Origin of the sequence: Brachybacterium sillae, from assembly GCF_025028335.1 — a bacterium.
Taxonomy (GTDB): domain Bacteria; phylum Actinomycetota; class Actinomycetes; order Actinomycetales; family Dermabacteraceae; genus Brachybacterium; species Brachybacterium sillae.
The window spans coordinates 1,700,738-1,717,950 of record NZ_JAFEUW010000001.1 but is presented as its reverse complement, the minus strand read 5'-3'; the positions used below and the strand labels follow the sequence as shown (position 1 = coordinate 1,717,950).

The following is a 17,213-nucleotide window of genomic DNA, read 5'->3' as shown; positions in this document are numbered from 1 at the left end:
GGCACGCGCCCCGGTACACGCCCGGGGCGCCCACCGCCCGCGACCCACATCCGGCCGCCGCGACGCGCCCCGCCCCGGATGTCCCGCGAGACGACACTCCGGTCGCTCTCGCGCCACAATGGGCCTCGCACCCCGTGGCGGTCGTCCCGCTCTCGGTCACGTGCGGTGCGCCCCGCATCAAGCCCGTCGCCGCGCCGAGCGCGCGACCCCGACCTCCTCGGAGTCCCCGTGAGCACCTCCTCCACCCCCGGTTCGCACGCTGTAGGTTCGCCCGCCCCCGGTGGGGACGGCGCCCCCGTCGCTGCCGGTGCCCCGCTCTCAACGCCCCGCGCGGGCCTGGTGGAGACCACTGGCATCGAGATCATCGACGAGTCGCAGCGCACCGCGAAACCCTCTGACCTGTTCTGGCCGTGGTTCGCCGCGAACGTGTCGGTGTTCGGTATGACCTACGGCAGCTACCTGCTGGGCTTCGGCATCTCGTTCTGGCAGGCCACGATCGTGTCGATCATCGGCGTGATCATCAGCTTCGCGCTGTGCGGCCTGGTGGCGATCGCCGGCAAGCGCGGCAGTGCCCCGACGATGGTGCTCTCCCGCGCCGCCTTCGGGGTGCACGGGCAGAAGGTGCCGGGCATCATCTCCTGGCTCACCTCCATCGGCTGGGAGACCAGCCTCGCGATCACCGCGGTGCTGGCCACCGCCACGATGCTGCGCACCCTCGGGGTGGCGGGTGAATCCTCCAACGGCGGCGTGGTGACCGTCATCGCCGCGATCCTGGTGGCGGCCCTGATCGTCGCGGCCAGTGTGCTCGGCTACCACACGATCATCCGTCTGCAGTCGATCCTCACCTGGGCCACCGGCGCCATGACCACCGTGTTCATGCTGCTGACGATCCCGCACATCGACCTGTCCGCGGTGCTGTCCCGACCCGCCGGGTCCCCCCAGCAGATGATCGGCGCCCTGGTGATGGTGATGACTGGGTTCGGCCTGGGCTGGATCAACATCGCCGCCGACTGGTCGCGCTACCAGAAGCGCTCCACCTCCGACGGCGCCATCGTCGCCTGGAACACCCTCGGTGGGTCCCTCGCCCCGGTGGTGCTGGTGATCTTCGGTCTGCTGCTGGCCAGCTCCGACGAGGAGCTGTCGGGCGCGATCGGCTCCGACCCCATCGGCGCGCTCATGACCCTGTTGCCGCTGTGGGCGGTGATCCCCTTCTGGATCGTGGCGGTGCTGACGCTGGTCTCCGGCGCGGTGCTCGGCATCTACTCCTCGGGGCTGACGCTGCTGTCGCTGGGCATCCGCATCCCGCGCCCGGCCGCCGCCGCGATCGACGGCGTGATCCTCACCATCGGCACCATCTGGGTGGCGTTCTTCGCGACCAGCTTCATCGGCCCGTTCCAGAGCTTCCTCATCACCCTGGGTGTGCCGATCGCCAGCTGGGCGGGCATCCTCATCGCCGACATCCTCACCCGCCGTCGTGACTACGACGAGGCCGCACTGTTCGATGCCCGTGGTCGCTACGGCGCGTTCGACGGCATCTCCCTGGCGACCTTCGTGGTGGCCTCGATCCTGGGCTGGGGCCTGGTGGTGAACTCCTTCGCCGACGACGCCCCGTGGAACAACTGGCAGGGCTACCTGCTGGAGCCGCTGGGCCTGGGCACCTTCGTGGAGGACCCGGCCGGCTCGTACTGGGACGGCAACTGGGCGTACGCGAACCTGGGGGTGCTGCTGGCGCTGGTGCTGAGTTTCCTCGTGACGCTGGTGGCGCGGCGTGGTCGCATCCGCCGACAGGAGGAGCTGCCCGCGGAGGGGCGATGACCAGCACCCCCGCACCCTGGCTGCTGGTGATCGACCCGCAGCGGATCTTCGCCGACCCGGCATCCGACTGGGCCTCCCCGTTCTGGGCCGAGGCGGAGCCACACATCCGCGACCTCGCGGAGGCCGTCGGCCCGGAGCGGACGATCCTCACCCGTTGGCTGCCGACGGCCGACCGCAGCACCTCGTGGGGCGACTACTTCGCGGCCTGGCCGTTCGCGGACGTGCCCGCGGCCGATCCGCTGTACGCCCTGCTGCCGGGCATGGCGGAGCTGAGCTCCCGCGCCCCGGTCGATGAGCCGACCTTCGGGAAGTGGCATGCGAGTCTGCGGGAGATCGTCGGCCCGGCCCCGCATCTGATCGTCACGGGGGTCTCGACCGACTGCTGCGTGATCACGACGGTGCTGGCGGCCGCCGACGCGGGAGCGCGGGTGCTGGTCCCGGTCGACGCCTGCGCAGCCTCCACCGCCGCCAACGGCGCCGCCGCGGTGCACACGATGGGTCTGTTCCCGCCGCAGGTGGAGATCACTGACACCGCCGCGGTGCTGGACCGCCTCAGTCGGCGCTGAGCCCCGCCCCGTCGTCCGTGCCGGGCAGTGCCTCGGCGAGCGCCTGCTCGTAGGCGTGCAGGGTCGCATCGTCGAACAGCACCCACCGCACCTCGTCGATATCGCCGAGGCGGGCGCTGACCTCCAGCACCTCCGCGATCGCCACCCGGGCGGCCCGCTCCACCGGGAAGCGGTACACGCCGGTGGAGATGGACGGGAACGCCAGTGAGCGCAGCCCGTTCTCGTGCGCGACCTCGAGGCTGCGCCGGTAGGCGGAGGCCAGCAGGCGGTCGCACGTCTCGGCGCGGGAGGCGCTGAACACGGGCCCGACGGTGTGGATCACGTGCGCGACCGGCAGGTCGTAGCCACCGGAGATCTTCGCGTCACCGGTCGCGCAGCCGCCGAGGGTGCGGGTCTCGGCCAGCAGCCGCGGGCCGGCGGCGCGGTGGATCGCCCCGTCGACACCGCCGCCGCCCAGCAGGCTGGTGTTGGCGGCGTTGACGATGGCGTCCACGCCGGTCTCCCGGGTGATGTCGCCCCGGTGCAGGGTGATGGCGGCTGTCATGACCCGCTCAGATCACTCCGTGGGCGAGCATCGCCTCGGCGACCTTGCGGTACCCGGCGACGTTCGCGCCGACCACGTAGTCACCCGGTCGGCCGACCTCGTCCGCGGTCTCCAGGCAGGTGGTGTGGATGTCACGCATGATCTGCGTGAGCCGCTCCTCGGTCTGCTCGAAGGTCCAGGCGTCGCGCGCGGCGTTCTGCTGCATCTCCAGGGCGCTGGTGGCGACACCGCCGGCGTTCGCGGCCTTGCCGGGGCCGAAGGACACCCCGGCCTCGCGGAACAGGTCGACGGCCTCCGGGGTGCACGGCATGTTCGCGCCCTCGGAGACGGCCAGCAGGCCGTTGCCCAGCAGGGTGCGGGCGGCGTCGGCGTCGAGTTCGTTCTGGGTGGCGCTGGGCAGGGCGATCTCCCCGGGCACGTCCCACACGGAGCCGCCCTCGACGAAGCGGGCACCGCTGCGACGCTCCGCGTACTCGCTGATCCGCTCGCGCTCGACCTCCTTGATCTGCTTGAGCAGCTCCACGTCGATCCCGGCCTCGTCGACCACGTAGCCGCTGGAGTCGGAGGCCGTCAGGGCGGTGCCGCCCAGCTGCTGCACCTTCTCGATGGCGTAGATCGCCACGTTGCCGGAGCCGGAGACGATCGCGCGGCGGCCCTCGACGCCGCGGCCGTCGTCAGCCTGACCGGCGGACTCGCCACGGGCGCGCAGCATCTCGTCGGCGAACACGGCGGCGCCGTAGCCGGTGGCCTCGGTGCGCACCAGGGAACCGCCCCAGGTGAGGCCCTTCCCGGTGAGAACGCCCGCCTCCCAGCGGTTGGCCAGGCGCTTGTACTGGCCGAACAGGTAACCGATCTCCCGGGCGCCGACGCCGATGTCCCCGGCGGGGACGTCGGTGTGCTCACCGATATGGCGGTGCAACTCGGTCATGAACGACTGGCAGAAGCGCATCACCTCGGCGTCGGACTTCCCGTGGGGGTCGAAGTCGGAGCCGCCCTTGCCGCCGCCGATCGGCAGCCCGGTGAGCGCGTTCTTGAAGATCTGCTCAAACCCGAGGAACTTAATGACCCCGAGATTCACGCTGGGGTGGAACCGCAGGCCGCCCTTGTACGGGCCGAGCGCGGAGTTGAACTCGACGCGGAAGCCGCGGTTCACCTGCACGGTGCCGGAGTCGTCGACCCACGGCACCCGGAAGATGATCTGCCGCTCGGGCTCGACGATACGGTCGAGGACGCGGGCCTCCTCGAGGGCCGGGAAGCGACCCTCGATCACCTCCAGCGACTCGAACACCTCCCGCAGGGCCTGGTGGAACTCGGGCTCGCCGGGGTTGCGGGCCAGGGCCGTCTCGAGGACGCGCTGGGTGACTCCGGTGGACATGGGGGTGCTCCTTCCGTCAGGGGTGGAGGGGCTCGCGCGCACGGGCGCGACGCCCGTGCCGCCGTCCCATACTACGGACGGGCCGTCTCACGTCGCAGGGTGTCTCACGGCGACCGACGCTTCCGCGTGGCGAGGGTCTCTCCGTGGACCACCCCGCCCTCGACCACCGCCCCGTCAGGGCACTGCCCGGGGGTTCAGCGCAGCAGGGTGCTGAGGAGGGTCACCGCGGCCACCACCGCCAACAACCCGGAGAACACCAGGGTGAGGGTGGAGGGGCGCATCCGCGCCGACACCGGCCCGCCGATCAGCCCGCCGACACTCGAGGACGCGGCGAACAGCAGCGTCGTCGGCCAATCCAGATGCACATCGGTGCCGATCCGGGCGAGCAGACTGGTGGCGCTGACGATCACCATCACCAGCAGCGAGGTGCCGGAGGCGCGGCGCATGGCCAGGCCCAGGGCCAGCACCAGCATGGGCACCACCACGAAGCCGCCGCCGACGCCGAAGAACCCGGTGATCAGGCCCGTGAAGGTTGCGGCCCCGGCGACGCCGAGAACGCTGGGACCGTGGTGCGGCGCGGCGGCCACGGATCCTGTGACGGTAGGAGCGTCGGCGCTCGCCTCATCACCCGCGGCGTCATCGGCCCCCTCCCCGGGGTCGGTCCGGGCGGTCTCGGCCTCGGCCAGGCGCCGCTCCGTGCGGCGTGTGGCGAGGCCCTTGCGCAGCATCGTGACGGCGACGACGAGCAGCAGGGCGCCGAACAGGCCCATGAGCACACGCGGCGGTACCAGCACCGAGACCCGGCTTCCCGCCACGGCGCCCAGCACCGACACCAGCCCGAACACGACGCCGTCACGCCAGGCGACGTTCCCGGCCCGCCCGTGGTGGCGCAAGCTGACGAGCGCGGTGATGCCCATGATGACCAGGCTGCTGGCGGCGGCGTCGGCGGGCCGCATGCCCAGCAGGTACACCAGCACCGGGACGGCGAGGATGCCGCCGCCGGCGCCCAGCGCTCCGACCACCACGCCGATGCCGAGGCCCACCCCGATCGCGAGCAGTGCGAGGTCCATGGGGGTTCCTTCCACGCGGACACCGGGGGTCGCGTCCGGGTGCGGTCATGATACGAAGCCGCGGGGGCGCCCCACAGGTCGGAGCGGACGTCTCGCCCGTCACACGTTCCCGACCCCCTTGCACCGAAGTAGTTGAATGTTCTGCTATCGACGCGTCGGGCCGGTTCCGGCCCCTCCGTTCCGACCTCGAGCCCTCGCGACTCGGTCGCCGACCAGAAGGAGAACCTCAATGACTGTCGCCATCATCGGTACCGGGAACATCGGCCGCAGCGTCGCCCACCACCTCGTCGAGGGTGGGGAGTCCGTGGTGCTGGCCAACCGCACCCGCGCCAAGGCCGAGGACCTCGCCGCGCAGCTCGGCTCCGCCGCCACCGAAGACGACCCCGCCGCCCAGGAGGCCGAGCGTCTGATCGTCTGATCACCGCGGCCGGGTTCACCCCGGCCCGCGTGGGCGGGGTCGATTCCGCGCTGCGCATCGAGGTGCTGGGAGACCTGCACCCCTTCGGCGTCCTGAACGATGAGGTGCCGACGCCGGCCCGCGCTCGCGAGCTGCTGCAGGCCTGACCCGCCGGACACACCCCATCCCCCAGGGCCTCCCCGCCTGCCGGTCCGTAGACTGGACGGACCCAGGCGAGGAGGCCCCGTTGTGATGACAGCGCCGTCGAGCGAGACACCGTGCAGCGCCGCGCCGTCCCGCCACCCCTCCCCCGACGCACCCCCGCCCACCTCCCCCGCGATGGGCGAGCGCATCCTCGCGACCTGGGCCGAGGGCAGCCTGCTGTGCGCTCCCCCCGATGACCCTCGTGCCGAGGTGCGCCTGCTGGGGGTCGGGGAGAGTTCCGCCGCGTGGGAGCTGCGCCCCCGGGAGCAGCAGACCCTCATCGTCCGCGTGCCCCGCGACCCGGCCGCTCCGGCCGCCCCCCGCAGCGCGGAGGCCGCCGCCCTCACCCAGTTGCGCCATGTGGGCGACATCGTGCCCGTCGCCGTCGCCGTCCACGACGATCCGGCCACCTCCCCGCTCGGAGTCCCGGTCCTCGTCACCACCGCCCAGCCGGGTCGCATCCTCCCTCCCGCCCGGTGGACCCCCGAGCATCTGCGCGCCCACGCTCGCACGCTGGCGCGACTGCACACCGTGGCCATGCCCGGCCGCGGGACCCTGCGCCTGGGCCCCGACCCGCTGGCCGACGTCACCCCCGGCCCGTTGCCGCTGCTGCCGGAGGCCCGCGCGGCCCTCGAGGGCCAGTGCCGTCGTGCCCCGGAGGTCATCACCCGGGAGGGCCTCGCGCCTCTGGTCGATGCCGCCCTGGCGGTCGTCGAGCGGGTGGACGAGCTGGCGGGACCCTGTGCGGAGTTCGTCGTCGCCCACGGGGACCTGTGCGCCACGAACGTGGTGTGGGAGTCCGACGCGGAGGCGGGGGCGCTCGGCGCCCGGCCGAGGTTCATCGACCTGGAGTGGGCCCGCGCGGATGATCCCGCCCGTGACCTGGAGATCCTTGCGGGCCCGATCCATGTGGACCCCTGGTACCTGCCCGGGGATAAGCAGACCTGGCGCTTGCTGGTGGAGGAGTACGTGCGGGCGGGGGCGCAGGCCCGGGGCGCGCAGACACCACACCCGAGCGACCTCGCGGAGCGCTGCGAGGAGCTGCTGCTGCGGATGCGTGGATGGGAGGCGTATGAACGCACGAGCATGCTGCTGCACGTGGCCACCCGCGCGTCGTCGGACCCGATGCACGCCCGCCTGCTGCCGACCCTGCGCGAGGCGGTGACCGCCCGTCTGGCGCTGCACCCGGCCGACCGGTCACACTGACCCCGAGGGGGACCCCACCGGTCGGTGGGGCACTCTCCTCATGCCTGCCGTTCTGCACCCTCTCCCGTCCTGATCCCCTCAGCCCAGGAGTCGTCATGCCCCTTCGACCCTTCGCCCGTCCCCTCCTCGAGTCCGCGGTCGTCGCCCTGTCCGCCCTCGCCCTGGCCGGTTGCTCGGAGCCCGATCCCGACGCGAACTGGACTCCCCCGCCCAGCACCGCGGCCCCGTCGAGCTCCGCGCCCGCAGCCCCCGCCCCCGCACCCAGCGACGGCGGTGGGGACTCCGAGACCGCCATGCTGAGTGAGGTGGGCGCCCAGTTCGGTCCCCTCCAGGTCGATGACCCCCTGGACTCCGGCGACCTGGAGGATCTGCTCCAGGACGAGGCGCCGTTGCCGGAGGATGTCCGCGGGTCACTGGAGGTGCTGTGCAGCGACCGCCTCTCGGCCGTGGAGGGTGACGAGTCGTCGGCGTGCGCCGTCACCCCGGAGGACGGCCCCACCGTGACGTGGACCGTGGAGGCCTCGGAGACCGACGGTGGTCAGGAGCTGCTGGTGATGAACCAGGGCGAGGAGGGCTGAGCCGCCGCGCGGTCACCGTCACCCCGCCCGCTGTCACCGCGCCCGGCGGGCCTCGACCATCGCCCGGATCCGCCGCGGATCATCGGTCGTGAGGGACGCGGCCCCCGCGGCGAGGGCACGGTCCACCTGCTCGGCGGTGTTCGTGGTCCACACGTGCAGCTCCGCGCCGGCCTCCCGGGCCAGCTGTGCGCCGGCCGCGGTCACGTGGTCCACGTCGACGCTCAACCGTTCGGCGTGCAGGCCCCGCAGCACCGAGGCGGTCGAGGCGTCGGTGCTGTCCTGGAGATAGCCGAGGGGGATGCGCGGTTCGGCCTCCCGGACGGCGCGCAGCGCCTCCGCGTAGAAACTGATCACCACCGCGTTCTCCCCCACCCGGTCACCGTGGCGGCGCTGCAGCTCCCGCACCGCCGCGCGGGCTGCCGCGACGGCCTTCACCTCGACCAGCATCGGCACCGGGGAGCCGTCCTCGCGGACGCAGACCTCCAGGGCCTGCGCGAGCGTCGGGATCCGCTGCCCCTCGGGAAGCTCCACCTCGGCCAGTTCTGCGGCGGTGAGGTCCGCGACGGCGCCGGTGCGGCACGGGGAGGTGTCTGTGGCGGTGCGATCGACCGTCTCGTCGTGCAGCACCATCACCACGCCGTCGCGGCTGAGGTGCACGTCGACCTCGACGGCGTCGGCACCGTCGGCGATCGCCCGCCGCAGCGACAGCAGCGTGTTCTCCGGGGCGCACAGGGCGGCGCCGCGGTGGCCGACGATGTCCGGGAGGGTGGGATGGTCCGTGGCCTGGGAGCTCATGACTGCCAGTGTGCCCGCTGCGGCATCCCGTGTCCCCTCACTGCACGGTCACTCGTCTGTCGGGCGCCTGCGCCACACTGGCCCCGTCCACGGGAGACGCAGGCCGCGCCCCCGCTCCGAGACCCTGGAGGTCCGCATGACCCGTATCAGTTCGTACATCAGCTTCCCCGGCAACGCTGCCGAAGTGCTCACCTACTACCGCGACGTCTTCGGTGGGACCCTCGACATGCTCACCTACGGCCAGGCGAACATGGGTGACATGGGCGAGTTCCAGCCGCCCGCCGAGGCGGTGGCGCATGCCCTGCTGGACGGCGGCATGCTGCGCCTGACCGGCGGTGACGACGTGCTGGGCGGGGGCGCCTCCCTGGAGTCCGGCACCTACTCCTTCCTCATCGAACCGGAGACCACGGCGGTGGCGCAGGACCTCATCGACCGCCTGACCACTGACGGCGGTGAGGTCACCATGCCGTTCGAGAAGGCACCGTGGGGTGACCACTACGGGCAGGTGAAGGACAGGTACGGGGTGCTGTGGCAGGTGAACGTCACGGAGGGATCCGCCGGCTGAGGTGAGGCGCCCCGCGCTGACGGGCGCGCGGTGCGCCGGTGCACACGACGGCGCGCGGCGCGCCGGTGCGGGGAATGATCCGCGTCGTCGAGCCGTTCCCCCGGCATGCGTGCCTTCGGTTTCCTCAGCTTCGGTCACTACGGCGCCGGCAGCGGCGTCCGCGGCGTCGATGCCCGCCAGATGCTGCACGACGCGGTGGACATCGCCGTCGGTGCCGACGAGCTCGGTGTGAACGGGGCGTACGTCCGGGTGCACCACTTCGCCACCCAGTCGGCCTCCCCCATGCCACTGCTGTCGGCGATGGCCGCCCGCACCCGCCGCATCGAGGTCGGCACCGGCGTGATCGACATGCGCTACGAGAACCCGCTGTACCTCGCGGAGGAGGCGGCGGCGCTGGATCTGCTCTCTGACGGCAGGGTCGCGCTCGGAGTCTCCCGGGGCAGCCCCGAAGCGGCCGACCGCGGGTGGGAGACCTTCGGCTACCTGGGCTCCCAGGATCCGCGGGGTGCGGACCTCGCCCGTGAGAAGTTCGACCTGTTCCTGCGGGCCGTGCGCGGCGAGAAGCTCGCCCCCGCCGACCCCCAGCGCTCCCTGCCCGGCACCCGTCTGCGGGTCGAGCCCCATGCCCCGCAGCTGATCGACCGCATCTGGTGGGGCGCCGGCACCCGGGAGACCGCCGAATGGGCCGGCCGCCTCGGCGTGAACCTCATGAGCTCCACCCTGCTCACCGAGGCCACCGGGGAAGCCTTCGCGGACCTTCAGCGCGAGCAGATCGACCGCTACCGCGCCGCCTATCGGGAGGCCGGGCACACCGGGGCGCCGCGTGTGAGCGTCTCCCGCAGCGTGTTCCCGATCGTCACCGGGGAGGACCGGATGATGTTCGGCCTGCGCCCCGGGGACGGGGCCGACCAGATCGGCGTGATCGACGGATACCGTTCCACCTTCGGCCGCACCTACGTGGGAGAACCGGACGACCTGGTGGAGGCCCTGCGCGCCGACGCCGCGGTCGAGGCCGCGGACACGCTCATGCTGACGATCCCCTCGCAGCTCGGCGTCGACCTCAACCTGCGGATCCTGCAGAACATGGCCGAGCATGTGGCTCCGGCTCTGGGCTGGCGGCCCAACACCGACGGCCCCGTGCAGGGCGATCCTGTGCAGGGGGATCCCGTGACGGGTTCCTGAGGATCGACCCGCGTTCCTGAGACTCCCCGCGCGGTCCCCTCCTCCGTACACTCGTGCCCGAGCGGCGATCCGCCGCAGCCGACGCACGGGGCACGGGGGTGGTGACGGCGATGCCGAGTTCGACCGCGCCCTTCGCGCCCCCGCAGACCCCCGGGATCCCCGAGGCCCGCGCGGCCCTCGGCATCCCCGAGACCACCCGCGGGATCGTGCTGTGGGGTTCGTCCTCGATGGCCTCCGAGGGCGGCGGTGAGGGGGCGCCCGTCCCGGTCCGGCTGCATGAGCTCCTGGCCGCCGCCGCTGCGCCGCTGCCGGTGATCCTCCACGGTGAGCGCGGCGGCATCCTCTCCACCCACACCCTCCTGCAGCGGGGGCTGGCCGCCCCGACGGTCCACCCGCTGCTGCCCGCCGCCCAGGCGATCGGCCGCGCGCCCGTCGGCCTCGACCCGGTGCTGCCGCCGCGGGGAGCCCTCGACATGCCCGGCATGCTCGGTCGCATCCCCGGGCATCTGCGGTGCACCGCGCCCACCGGGTGGGAGTTCGTGGCCGACGATCCCCGCGCGGCACTGGCACCGGCGGTGTTCCGTTCCTCCCTGGGGGCGGCGGCCGAGGGCATGCGCCAGGTGCTGTGGATGGGCAAGAACAACATCGAGCAGGTCGACCAGGTCCTCGCCGACGTGCAGGCCATGTGGGACGCCGCCCGCGACCCCGCGGAGGACTCCCTGGTGCTGGGTCAGTGGCCCACCCCGCTGGACCCCCGCGGTTCCGCCACTGAGGCGGCCCTCAGCGCGGTCAACGCTGAGCAGGCCCGCCGCTACGGACGCCGGTTCCTCGACCTGCGGTCGCTGCTCGCCACCGCCGAGGGGCTGGCGTCGGTGCCGGTCCTTGCGCCACTGCGCCTGCAGGATGACCCGGCCGTCGCCGCCGATCTGCAGCGCGGGCATGTGCCGCACCGTCTGGTGGCCCGCGATGAGCGACACCTGAACGCCTGGGGGAACCTCGCCGTGGGCTGGGCGCTGGTGCGTCGGATGAAGGAGCTGCGATGGCTCTGATCAAACGGCCCACACCCCCGCATCTGCGCCCGGGGTCACCGACGGTCACCCCTGCTCCGGCACCCGACGGATCCGCCGCCCCGGCGCCTCGCCCACGCGCCGACGCCCCGACCCCGGGGGGCATCGCCGGCGCCTCGGCGTCCTCCACCTCGTCCCGTCGCACGCTGCTGCTCGGAGGCGGGGCGATCGCGGCCGCAGTGCTGGTCACTGCTGGGGTGGGGGTCACCGCTCGCCGTGACACCGCGGGGGATGATGGATCCCGCGCGACCCCCGGTCAGACCGGCCCGGCCGGCATCGCCGACGTCGATGCCGCCGAGGCGCTGTCCTGGGCCGTCGACCATCAGCTCCTCTCCCCCGACGCCGGAGAGGATCCGTCGGTCAACCTCACCCGCGCCGACCTCGCCCTCGCCCTGCACACCCTCGTCGGGCGACCGGTGCCCCCCACCACCGTGCCCACGCCGGTCACGGATCTGCCCCAGACCACCGCCCCCGCCGCGGCCCTGCGCTGGCTCCATGCCCACGGCGGCCTCCTGGTCGATGCCGAGTTCCGGCTGCGGCCGCAGGAGCCGATCCGAGCCGGGGAGGCCGTCGCAGCGATCGCCGCTCTGGCCCGGGAGGCCCTGCCCGCACCGAGGACCGAGCGCGACGTCGACGCGAACCCGGACACCGCCTGGGCGATCGCCCTCGGCCTGCTGCGTCCCGAGGACCCGTCGGACGAGGACCCGCTCGATCGCGCCCACGCGGCGGCGTGGTTGCACCGCCTCGTGCAGCGCTGCGCCGAATCCTCCTGAGCTGCTCGGCCGGCATCGGGTGACTGGTCCTGCCGCCGCCGGGTCCCCGATCCTGGCGCGGAGTGCTCCATCCCGCGGAACGCGCGGGCACGACGCTGACGCCCCCGTCCAAGTGGTCGGATGATCCTTGGGGGTGCAGGGCGCGACGCGGAACAGTGGGGGTATCCCGGTGCGCGTGAGCACCGGCCGACCTGCGAAGGAGTTGTCATGACCGATCAGCTGCAGATGGTTGACCCCGTCACCCGCTACCCCTCCATCGAGCCGCCGAAGCAGCACCAGGAGGAGCCCGGCCTCGACGCCACGCTGGAGCCGCAGACCGACCGCGGCCAAGACACCTATCGCGGCACGGGCCGTCTCGAGGGCCGCAAGGCTCTGATCTCCGGTGCGGACTCCGGCCTCGGCGCCGCCGTGGCGATCGCCTTCGCCCGGGAGGGGGCCGACGTCGCCCTCACCTACCTGCCCGCCGAGGAGCGCGACGCCGAGTGGGTCAAGGGCGTCATCGAGGAGTCCGGCCGCACGGCGGTGCTGATCCCCGGCGACCTCGCCGACAAGGACTTCTGCGCCTCGCTGCCGAAGACCGCGGCCGATGCGCTCGGCGGCCTCGACATCCTGGTGAACAACGCCGGCAAGCAGATCGCCCAGGAGGAGATCGCCGACATCACCGACGAGCAGCTGGAGCAGACCTTCGACGTCAACATCCTGTCGATGTTCCGCGTCGTGCGGGCTGCGCTGCCGCTGCTGCCCAAGGGCGCCTCGATCATCAACTCGACCTCGGTGCAGGCGTACAAGCCGTCGGAGACGCTGCTCGACTACGCCTCCACCAAGGCCGCGATCAACGCGTTCACCAAGGGCCTCGCCCAGCAGCTCGGCCCGCAGGGGATCCGCGTGAACGCGGTGGCCCCGGGCCCCTTCTGGACGCCGCTGCAGGTCAGCGACGGCCAGCCGAAGGAGAAGCTGCCGAAGTTCGGCAAGGACACCTACCTGGGCCGCGCCGGTCAGCCGACCGAGGTGGCACCGGCCTACGTGTTCCTCGCCTCTGCGGAGTCCAGCTACGTGCTCGGCGAGACCCTCAACGTGAACGGCGGCATGCCCACGCCGTGAGCCGTCCGGCGAGCGCGCTGACCCGACGGTGACGCCGGGGCAGCCCTGCGGGGCTGCCCCCGGCGTCGTCGCGTCAGGGCTCAACCACCGACCGCCCTCACTGCGGGAGAGAGGCCAGTGCCCGGAACGTACGGATCGCGGCCTCGGTGGCGGCGTAGCCGGCGTCCTCGTCGGCACCGGGGCCACCGGCGCGGGCCTCGGCCTGCGCCATCGTGTTCACGGTGAGCACGCCGTTGCCGACGGGCGTGGACTCATCCAGCGCCACCCGGGCCAGACCCTCCGTGGCTGCGGCGGAGATGTACTCGAAATGCGAAGTCTCCCCCCGCACCACCACACCGAGCCCGACGACGACGTCATGGGTGCGGGCGAGGGCCTGCGCCGCGACGGGCACCTCGAAGGAGCCGGGCACCCGCACCACGGTGACCTGGTCGACCCCCGCGTTGGCGGCGGCCCGACGCGCGCCGTCGAGCAGCCGGTCCATCAGGGCGGCGTGCCAGCTGGCGGCGGCGATCCCGAGAGATCGGGGGCCGTCGGCCGCGGGAGTGAGAGGGGTGGTGGGGGTGCCGTGTCCGGCCATGGGCTGCTCCTGTCAGGGGATGGTCGTCGGGTGGGGGTGGAGTGGACGGGACGGGTGGCTGCGACGCGCCTGCTCAGGGCAGGGCGTGGTGCATCCGCTCCCGCTTGGTGGTGAGGTAGCGGAGGTTCTCCGGCCGTGGCGGCACGATGAGCGGTTCCACGGACGTGACCGTCAGGCCGAGGCCGGTGAGGGCCTCCACCTTGTCGGGGTTGTTGGTCAGCAGACGCAGGGAGGTCAGGCCCAGCGCCCGCAGGATGTCGGCGGCGTCGTCGTAGCGGCGGGCGTCGTCGGCGTGCCCCAGCAGGGTGTTCGCCTCGACGGTGTCGGCGCCCTGATCCTGCAGGTGGTAGGCGCGGATCTTCTCGAACAGGCCGATGCCGCGGCCCTCCTGCCCGCGCAGGTACACCACGGCGCCGCCCTCCGCGGCGACCCGGGCGAGGGCCTGGTCCAGCTGTTCACCGCAGTCGCAGCGGTAGGAACCGAGGATGTCCCCGGTGGCGCATTCGGAGTGAACGCGGACCAGCGGGGCGGTGCCGGTGGCGGTCGCCGGGGCCTGCAGGCTCAGGTGCTCCCCGTCGCGGCCGCGCCACGCGCGCACGGTGAAGGTGCCGTGCGGTGTCGGCAGCGCGATCGGGTCGGTGCGGGGCAGGTCAGGCATCAGGCATCGGCTCCTGGGTCCCCCCGCTCTCGCTGAGGGACTGCACCATCTGCTCGATGGTGAGGATCGCCAGATCGTGCTCGCGGGCGAAGGCGGCGAGGTCATCGGCCCGCATGAGGGAGCCGTCGTCGTGCACCACCTCACCGATCACGCCGACGGGGGCCACCCCGGCCCAGCGCATCAGCTCCACGGCCGCTTCGGTGTGGCCGCGTCGTTCCCGCAGGCCACCGTCCTTCGCGATCAGCGGCAGCACATGCCCGGGGCGGATCAGGTCGGCGGCGGTGCCGGTGGCGAGGGTCCGCACGGTGCGGGCCCGGTCGGCGGAGGAGATCCCGGTGGTGACGCCCTCCCGGGCGTCGCAGCTGATGGTGTAGGCGGTGCGCAGGGGGTCTTCGGTACTCGGCACCATCAGCGGCAGCTCGAGGCGTGCAGCGAGGTCCCGCGGCATCGGCGCACACAGGTATCCGGAGGTGTGGCGCACCAGGAAGCCCATGGTGCGGGGGGTCGCGAGCTGGGCGGCGAGGATCAGGTCGCCCTCGTTCTCGCGGTCGACGTCGTCGAGCACCACCACGGGTTCGCCACGGCGCAGCCGCTCCAGAGCCTCCGGCAGCGGGGTGAGGGCCAGCGCGGGAGCCGTCTGCGGGGTCGCGCTCATCGCCGTGCCTCCGCCGCCCGCACAGCCAGCAGCCTCTCGGTGTACTTCGCGAGGGCGTCGGTCTCGATGTTCACCGCGGTGCCCTCCCGGGCCGCACCGAGGGTGGTCGCGGCGAGGGTCTCGGGGATCAGTGCCACCTCCAACCACGGCTCGGCGGCCCCCGGGTCACTCACAGCGGTGACGGTGAGGGACACACCGTCCAGCGCCACCGCGCCCTTCTCCGCCACCTGACCGGCCAGGCCTGCGGGGATGCCGACGCGCAGCCGCCGCCAGGTGCCGTCGTCCTCCACCTGCCGGACGGTGCCGACCCCGTCGACGTGCCCCTGCACCACGTGACCGTCGAGGCGGTCGTCGACGCGGGTGCAGCGCTCCAGGTTCACGCGGTCCCCGGGGGTGAGGTGGCCGAGGGTGGTGCGGTCCAGGGTCTCGCCCATCGCGACAGCGGTGAAGGCGGCGGACGCTCCGGTGTCGGACGCCGCCGCCGCGGGGTCCGACACCGGCTCGACCGCCGTGAGGCACACCCCGGAGACCGCGAGGGACCCGCCGCGGGGCAGGTCGGCCAGCAGCTCGGCGGGTCCGTCCAGGGTGAGGGTGGCGGTGTGGTCGGGGCCGTGGGTGATCGCACGGATCGTGCCGAGCCCGGTGATGATGCCGGTGAACATGGGTCTCCTTCAGGCCGTGCGGCGCGGGGCCGGTTGGGCGTGGAACAACAGGTCGCGGCCCAGCTGCTGCACGCTGCCGGGCACAAGGTCGAGATCGAGGCGGTGCGCGAGGGTCGCGATGCCGAGGGGGCCGACGCCGCTGCGGCCCTCCCCCAGCAGGGTCGGCGCCAGGTGCACCCACAGGTCATCGACCAGGTCTGCCCGCAGCGCGGCGGCGAGCAGACCCGCCCCGCCCTCCAGCAGCAGATGCTCCACACCGTGGTCGCGGCGCAGCAGGCGCAGGTCCGCGGCCAGGTCGCGACCGTCGAACTGCAGCACGGGCCCACCGTCGGTGCGGTGCAGCCGGGCCTCCGGCGGCAGGGGGCGTCGGCCGAGGACGACGCGCAGCGGCTGGTGCGGGTGCAGGGCACCGTCGGGGGTGCGGGCGGTCAGGGCGGGGTCGTCGGCCAGGGCGGTGCCGGTGCCGACGGCGATCGCGTCGACCACGGCGCGCAGGGCGTGACCAGCCGCGCGCCCCTCGGGGCCGGTGATCCACTGGCTGGTGCCGTCGGCCGCGGCGATCCGACCGTCGAGGGTCTGCGCCACCTTCGCAGTGACCAGTGGACGCTCCTGCGTGATGGCCTGCAGCCAGCGGCGGTTCAGGGCCTCCGCCTCGGCGGTGAGGGCCGGGTCGTCCCAGCGACCGGTGTCGATACCGGCGTCGGTGAGCAGACGCGCACCCCCGGCGGCGGGGGCGTGCGGGTCGGGCACCGCGTAGCGGACGGCGCCGATGCCCGCGGTGATCAGGGCGCGGGCGCAGCTGGGGGTGCGGCCCTGATGGGCACACGGTTCCAGTGTGACGACGCAGGTGGCGCCGCGGACGTCGTGCCCGGCGGCGCGGGCGGCGGCCAGGGCGTCGGCTTCCGCGTGCGGGGTGCCCGCGCCGCGGTGATGCCCGAGGGCGAGGATCGTCCCGTCGGGCGCGACCAGGGCGGCACCCACCCGCGGGTTGGCACCGATCGGGCCGAGTGCCGCGGCCTCGAGGATTCGGCGCAGCAGCGCCTCCGGGAGAGGCGCGACGGTGCTGGGGGTGGGTTCCATGTCGCCTCCGTCCACATCGTTCCGGTCCGGGAACGTCGTGGGAGGACGACAGCACAACGGGCAGGACCGATCCGGCCCTGCCCGCATGGAGTCATGACGTCACGCAGGCGCGCGACGACCGCACGATCCTCCCATCCAGACTGTGACTGTCGGCGCCGGAATTCCACCGGCCAGGCCCCCGCGCCATGCGGTCGTGGGGGTTAGCGGGCTCTCACCGCCAGTTCGGAGTTCCACCGAGTTCCCGGATCATGCGCGCTCATCGTACGCCCGGCGGGGCGGGACCCCGCGGGCCGGGGTGGCGGACGCCTCGACCGGGCCGACTCGCCGCGGGGGGCGTGAGCCG

General features: G+C 73.2%; 19 protein-coding genes and 1 riboswitch. Of the genes, 10 read left to right on the top strand and 9 right to left on the bottom strand.

The features are described from left to right. Nucleotides 1-339: 339 nt before the first annotated feature. A complete protein-coding gene (locus JSY14_RS07905; RefSeq protein WP_259559630.1) occupies nt 340-1,815 on the top strand; it encodes a purine-cytosine permease family protein in 1,476 nt (491 codons plus the stop codon). Then, nucleotides 1,812-2,381, top strand: coding sequence for a cysteine hydrolase family protein (locus tag JSY14_RS07900; RefSeq protein ID WP_259558212.1), 570 nt, complete (start codon nt 1,812-1,814; stop codon nt 2,379-2,381). Before JSY14_RS07905 ends, JSY14_RS07900 begins: the two co-directional genes overlap by 4 nt. Here the strand turns inward: JSY14_RS07900 and JSY14_RS07895 are convergent. The 3 genes from JSY14_RS07895 to JSY14_RS07885 all read right to left on the bottom strand — a co-directional run bounded on the left by JSY14_RS07895 (nt 2,368) and on the right by JSY14_RS07885 (nt 5,370). Continuing rightward, on the bottom strand, nt 2,368-2,925 hold the full coding sequence (locus tag JSY14_RS07895) for an O-acetyl-ADP-ribose deacetylase (RefSeq protein WP_259558211.1): 558 nt from the start codon (nt 2,923-2,925) through the stop codon (nt 2,368-2,370). The two genes, JSY14_RS07900 and JSY14_RS07895, sit on opposite strands and share 14 nt — an antisense overlap. Nucleotides 2,926-2,932: 7 nt before the next feature. Further along, the gene (gene gdhA, locus JSY14_RS07890; RefSeq protein WP_259558210.1) at nt 2,933-4,300 is read right to left on the bottom strand and encodes an NADP-specific glutamate dehydrogenase; all 1,368 of its coding nucleotides are present in this window, start codon (nt 4,298-4,300) and stop codon (nt 2,933-2,935) included. A gap of 194 nt (nt 4,301-4,494) precedes the next feature. Next, nucleotides 4,495-5,370, bottom strand: a complete 876-nt coding sequence (locus JSY14_RS07885) for a sulfite exporter TauE/SafE family protein (RefSeq protein WP_259558209.1) — start codon at nt 5,368-5,370, stop codon at nt 4,495-4,497. Nucleotides 5,371-5,506: 136 nt separating this feature from the next. Here JSY14_RS07885 and JSY14_RS07880 point away from each other — a divergent pair, with 136 nt between their 5' ends. From JSY14_RS07880 to JSY14_RS07870, 3 genes are all read left to right on the top strand, one after another. Then, nucleotides 5,507-5,788 carry an NAD(P)-binding domain-containing protein gene (locus JSY14_RS07880; RefSeq protein WP_259558208.1) on the top strand — a complete coding sequence of 94 codons (282 nt, stop codon included), beginning with the start codon at nt 5,507-5,509 and terminating at the stop codon, nt 5,786-5,788. Between the two features lie 231 nt (nt 5,789-6,019). Next, nucleotides 6,020-7,177, top strand: coding sequence for a phosphotransferase family protein (locus tag JSY14_RS07875; protein ID WP_259558206.1), 1,158 nt, complete (start codon nt 6,020-6,022; stop codon nt 7,175-7,177). Nucleotides 7,178-7,272: 95 nt separating this feature from the next. Continuing rightward, nucleotides 7,273-7,755: a hypothetical protein gene (locus tag JSY14_RS07870; protein WP_259558205.1), complete on the top strand. Its 483-nt coding sequence runs from the start codon at nt 7,273-7,275 to the stop codon at nt 7,753-7,755. 33 nt (nt 7,756-7,788) lie between these two features. Here the strand turns inward: JSY14_RS07870 and JSY14_RS07865 are convergent, their stop codons facing one another. After that, nucleotides 7,789-8,550 (bottom strand): glycerophosphodiester phosphodiesterase, encoded by a 762-nt coding sequence (locus JSY14_RS07865; RefSeq protein WP_259558204.1) that lies wholly within the window; start codon nt 8,548-8,550, stop codon nt 7,789-7,791. Nucleotides 8,551-8,686: 136 nt separating this feature from the next. On the opposite strand from JSY14_RS07865, the gene JSY14_RS07860 reads away from it, so the two are divergent. From JSY14_RS07860 to JSY14_RS07840, 5 genes are all read left to right on the top strand, one after another. Beyond that, nucleotides 8,687-9,115 (top strand): VOC family protein, encoded by a 429-nt coding sequence (locus tag JSY14_RS07860; RefSeq protein ID WP_259558203.1) that lies wholly within the window; start codon nt 8,687-8,689, stop codon nt 9,113-9,115. 105 nt (nt 9,116-9,220) lie between these two features. Then, entirely contained in the window at nt 9,221-10,297 is a 1,077-nt protein-coding gene (locus tag JSY14_RS07855) for an LLM class flavin-dependent oxidoreductase (protein ID WP_259558202.1), read from the top strand. 110 nt (nt 10,298-10,407) lie between these two features. Continuing rightward, entirely contained in the window at nt 10,408-11,346 is a 939-nt protein-coding gene (locus tag JSY14_RS07850) for a hypothetical protein (RefSeq protein ID WP_259558201.1), read from the top strand. Continuing rightward, nucleotides 11,337-12,137 (top strand): hypothetical protein, encoded by an 801-nt coding sequence (locus JSY14_RS07845; protein WP_259558199.1) that lies wholly within the window; start codon nt 11,337-11,339, stop codon nt 12,135-12,137. The genes JSY14_RS07850 and JSY14_RS07845 overlap by 10 nt, the downstream gene beginning before the upstream one ends. Nucleotides 12,138-12,344: 207 nt before the next feature. Next, nucleotides 12,345-13,238, top strand: coding sequence for an SDR family oxidoreductase (locus tag JSY14_RS07840; RefSeq protein WP_259558197.1), 894 nt, complete (start codon nt 12,345-12,347; stop codon nt 13,236-13,238). Between the two features lie 97 nt (nt 13,239-13,335). On the opposite strand, the gene ribH is transcribed toward JSY14_RS07840, so the two are convergent. From ribH to ribD, 5 genes are all read right to left on the bottom strand, one after another. Continuing rightward, nucleotides 13,336-13,815: a 6,7-dimethyl-8-ribityllumazine synthase gene (gene ribH, locus JSY14_RS07835; RefSeq protein ID WP_259558195.1), complete on the bottom strand. Its 480-nt coding sequence runs from the start codon at nt 13,813-13,815 to the stop codon at nt 13,336-13,338. Nucleotides 13,816-13,888: 73 nt separating this feature from the next. Next, entirely contained in the window at nt 13,889-14,473 is a 585-nt protein-coding gene (ribA, locus tag JSY14_RS07830) for a GTP cyclohydrolase II (RefSeq protein WP_259558194.1), read from the bottom strand. Continuing rightward, nucleotides 14,466-15,128 carry a 3,4-dihydroxy-2-butanone-4-phosphate synthase gene (ribB, locus tag JSY14_RS07825; RefSeq protein ID WP_259558193.1) on the bottom strand — a complete coding sequence of 221 codons (663 nt, stop codon included), beginning with the start codon at nt 15,126-15,128 and terminating at the stop codon, nt 14,466-14,468. The genes ribA and ribB overlap by 8 nt, the downstream gene beginning before the upstream one ends. After that, nucleotides 15,125-15,790, bottom strand: coding sequence for a riboflavin synthase (locus JSY14_RS07820; RefSeq protein WP_259558192.1), 666 nt, complete (start codon nt 15,788-15,790; stop codon nt 15,125-15,127). Before JSY14_RS07820 ends, ribB begins: the two co-directional genes overlap by 4 nt. 9 nt (nt 15,791-15,799) lie before the next feature. Further along, the gene (gene ribD, locus JSY14_RS07815; protein ID WP_259558191.1) at nt 15,800-16,870 is read right to left on the bottom strand and encodes a bifunctional diaminohydroxyphosphoribosylaminopyrimidine deaminase/5-amino-6-(5-phosphoribosylamino)uracil reductase RibD; all 1,071 of its coding nucleotides are present in this window, start codon (nt 16,868-16,870) and stop codon (nt 15,800-15,802) included. Between the two features lie 119 nt (nt 16,871-16,989). Then, nucleotides 16,990-17,123: riboswitch (FMN riboswitch) on the bottom strand. Nucleotides 17,124-17,213: the final 90 nt, after the last annotated feature.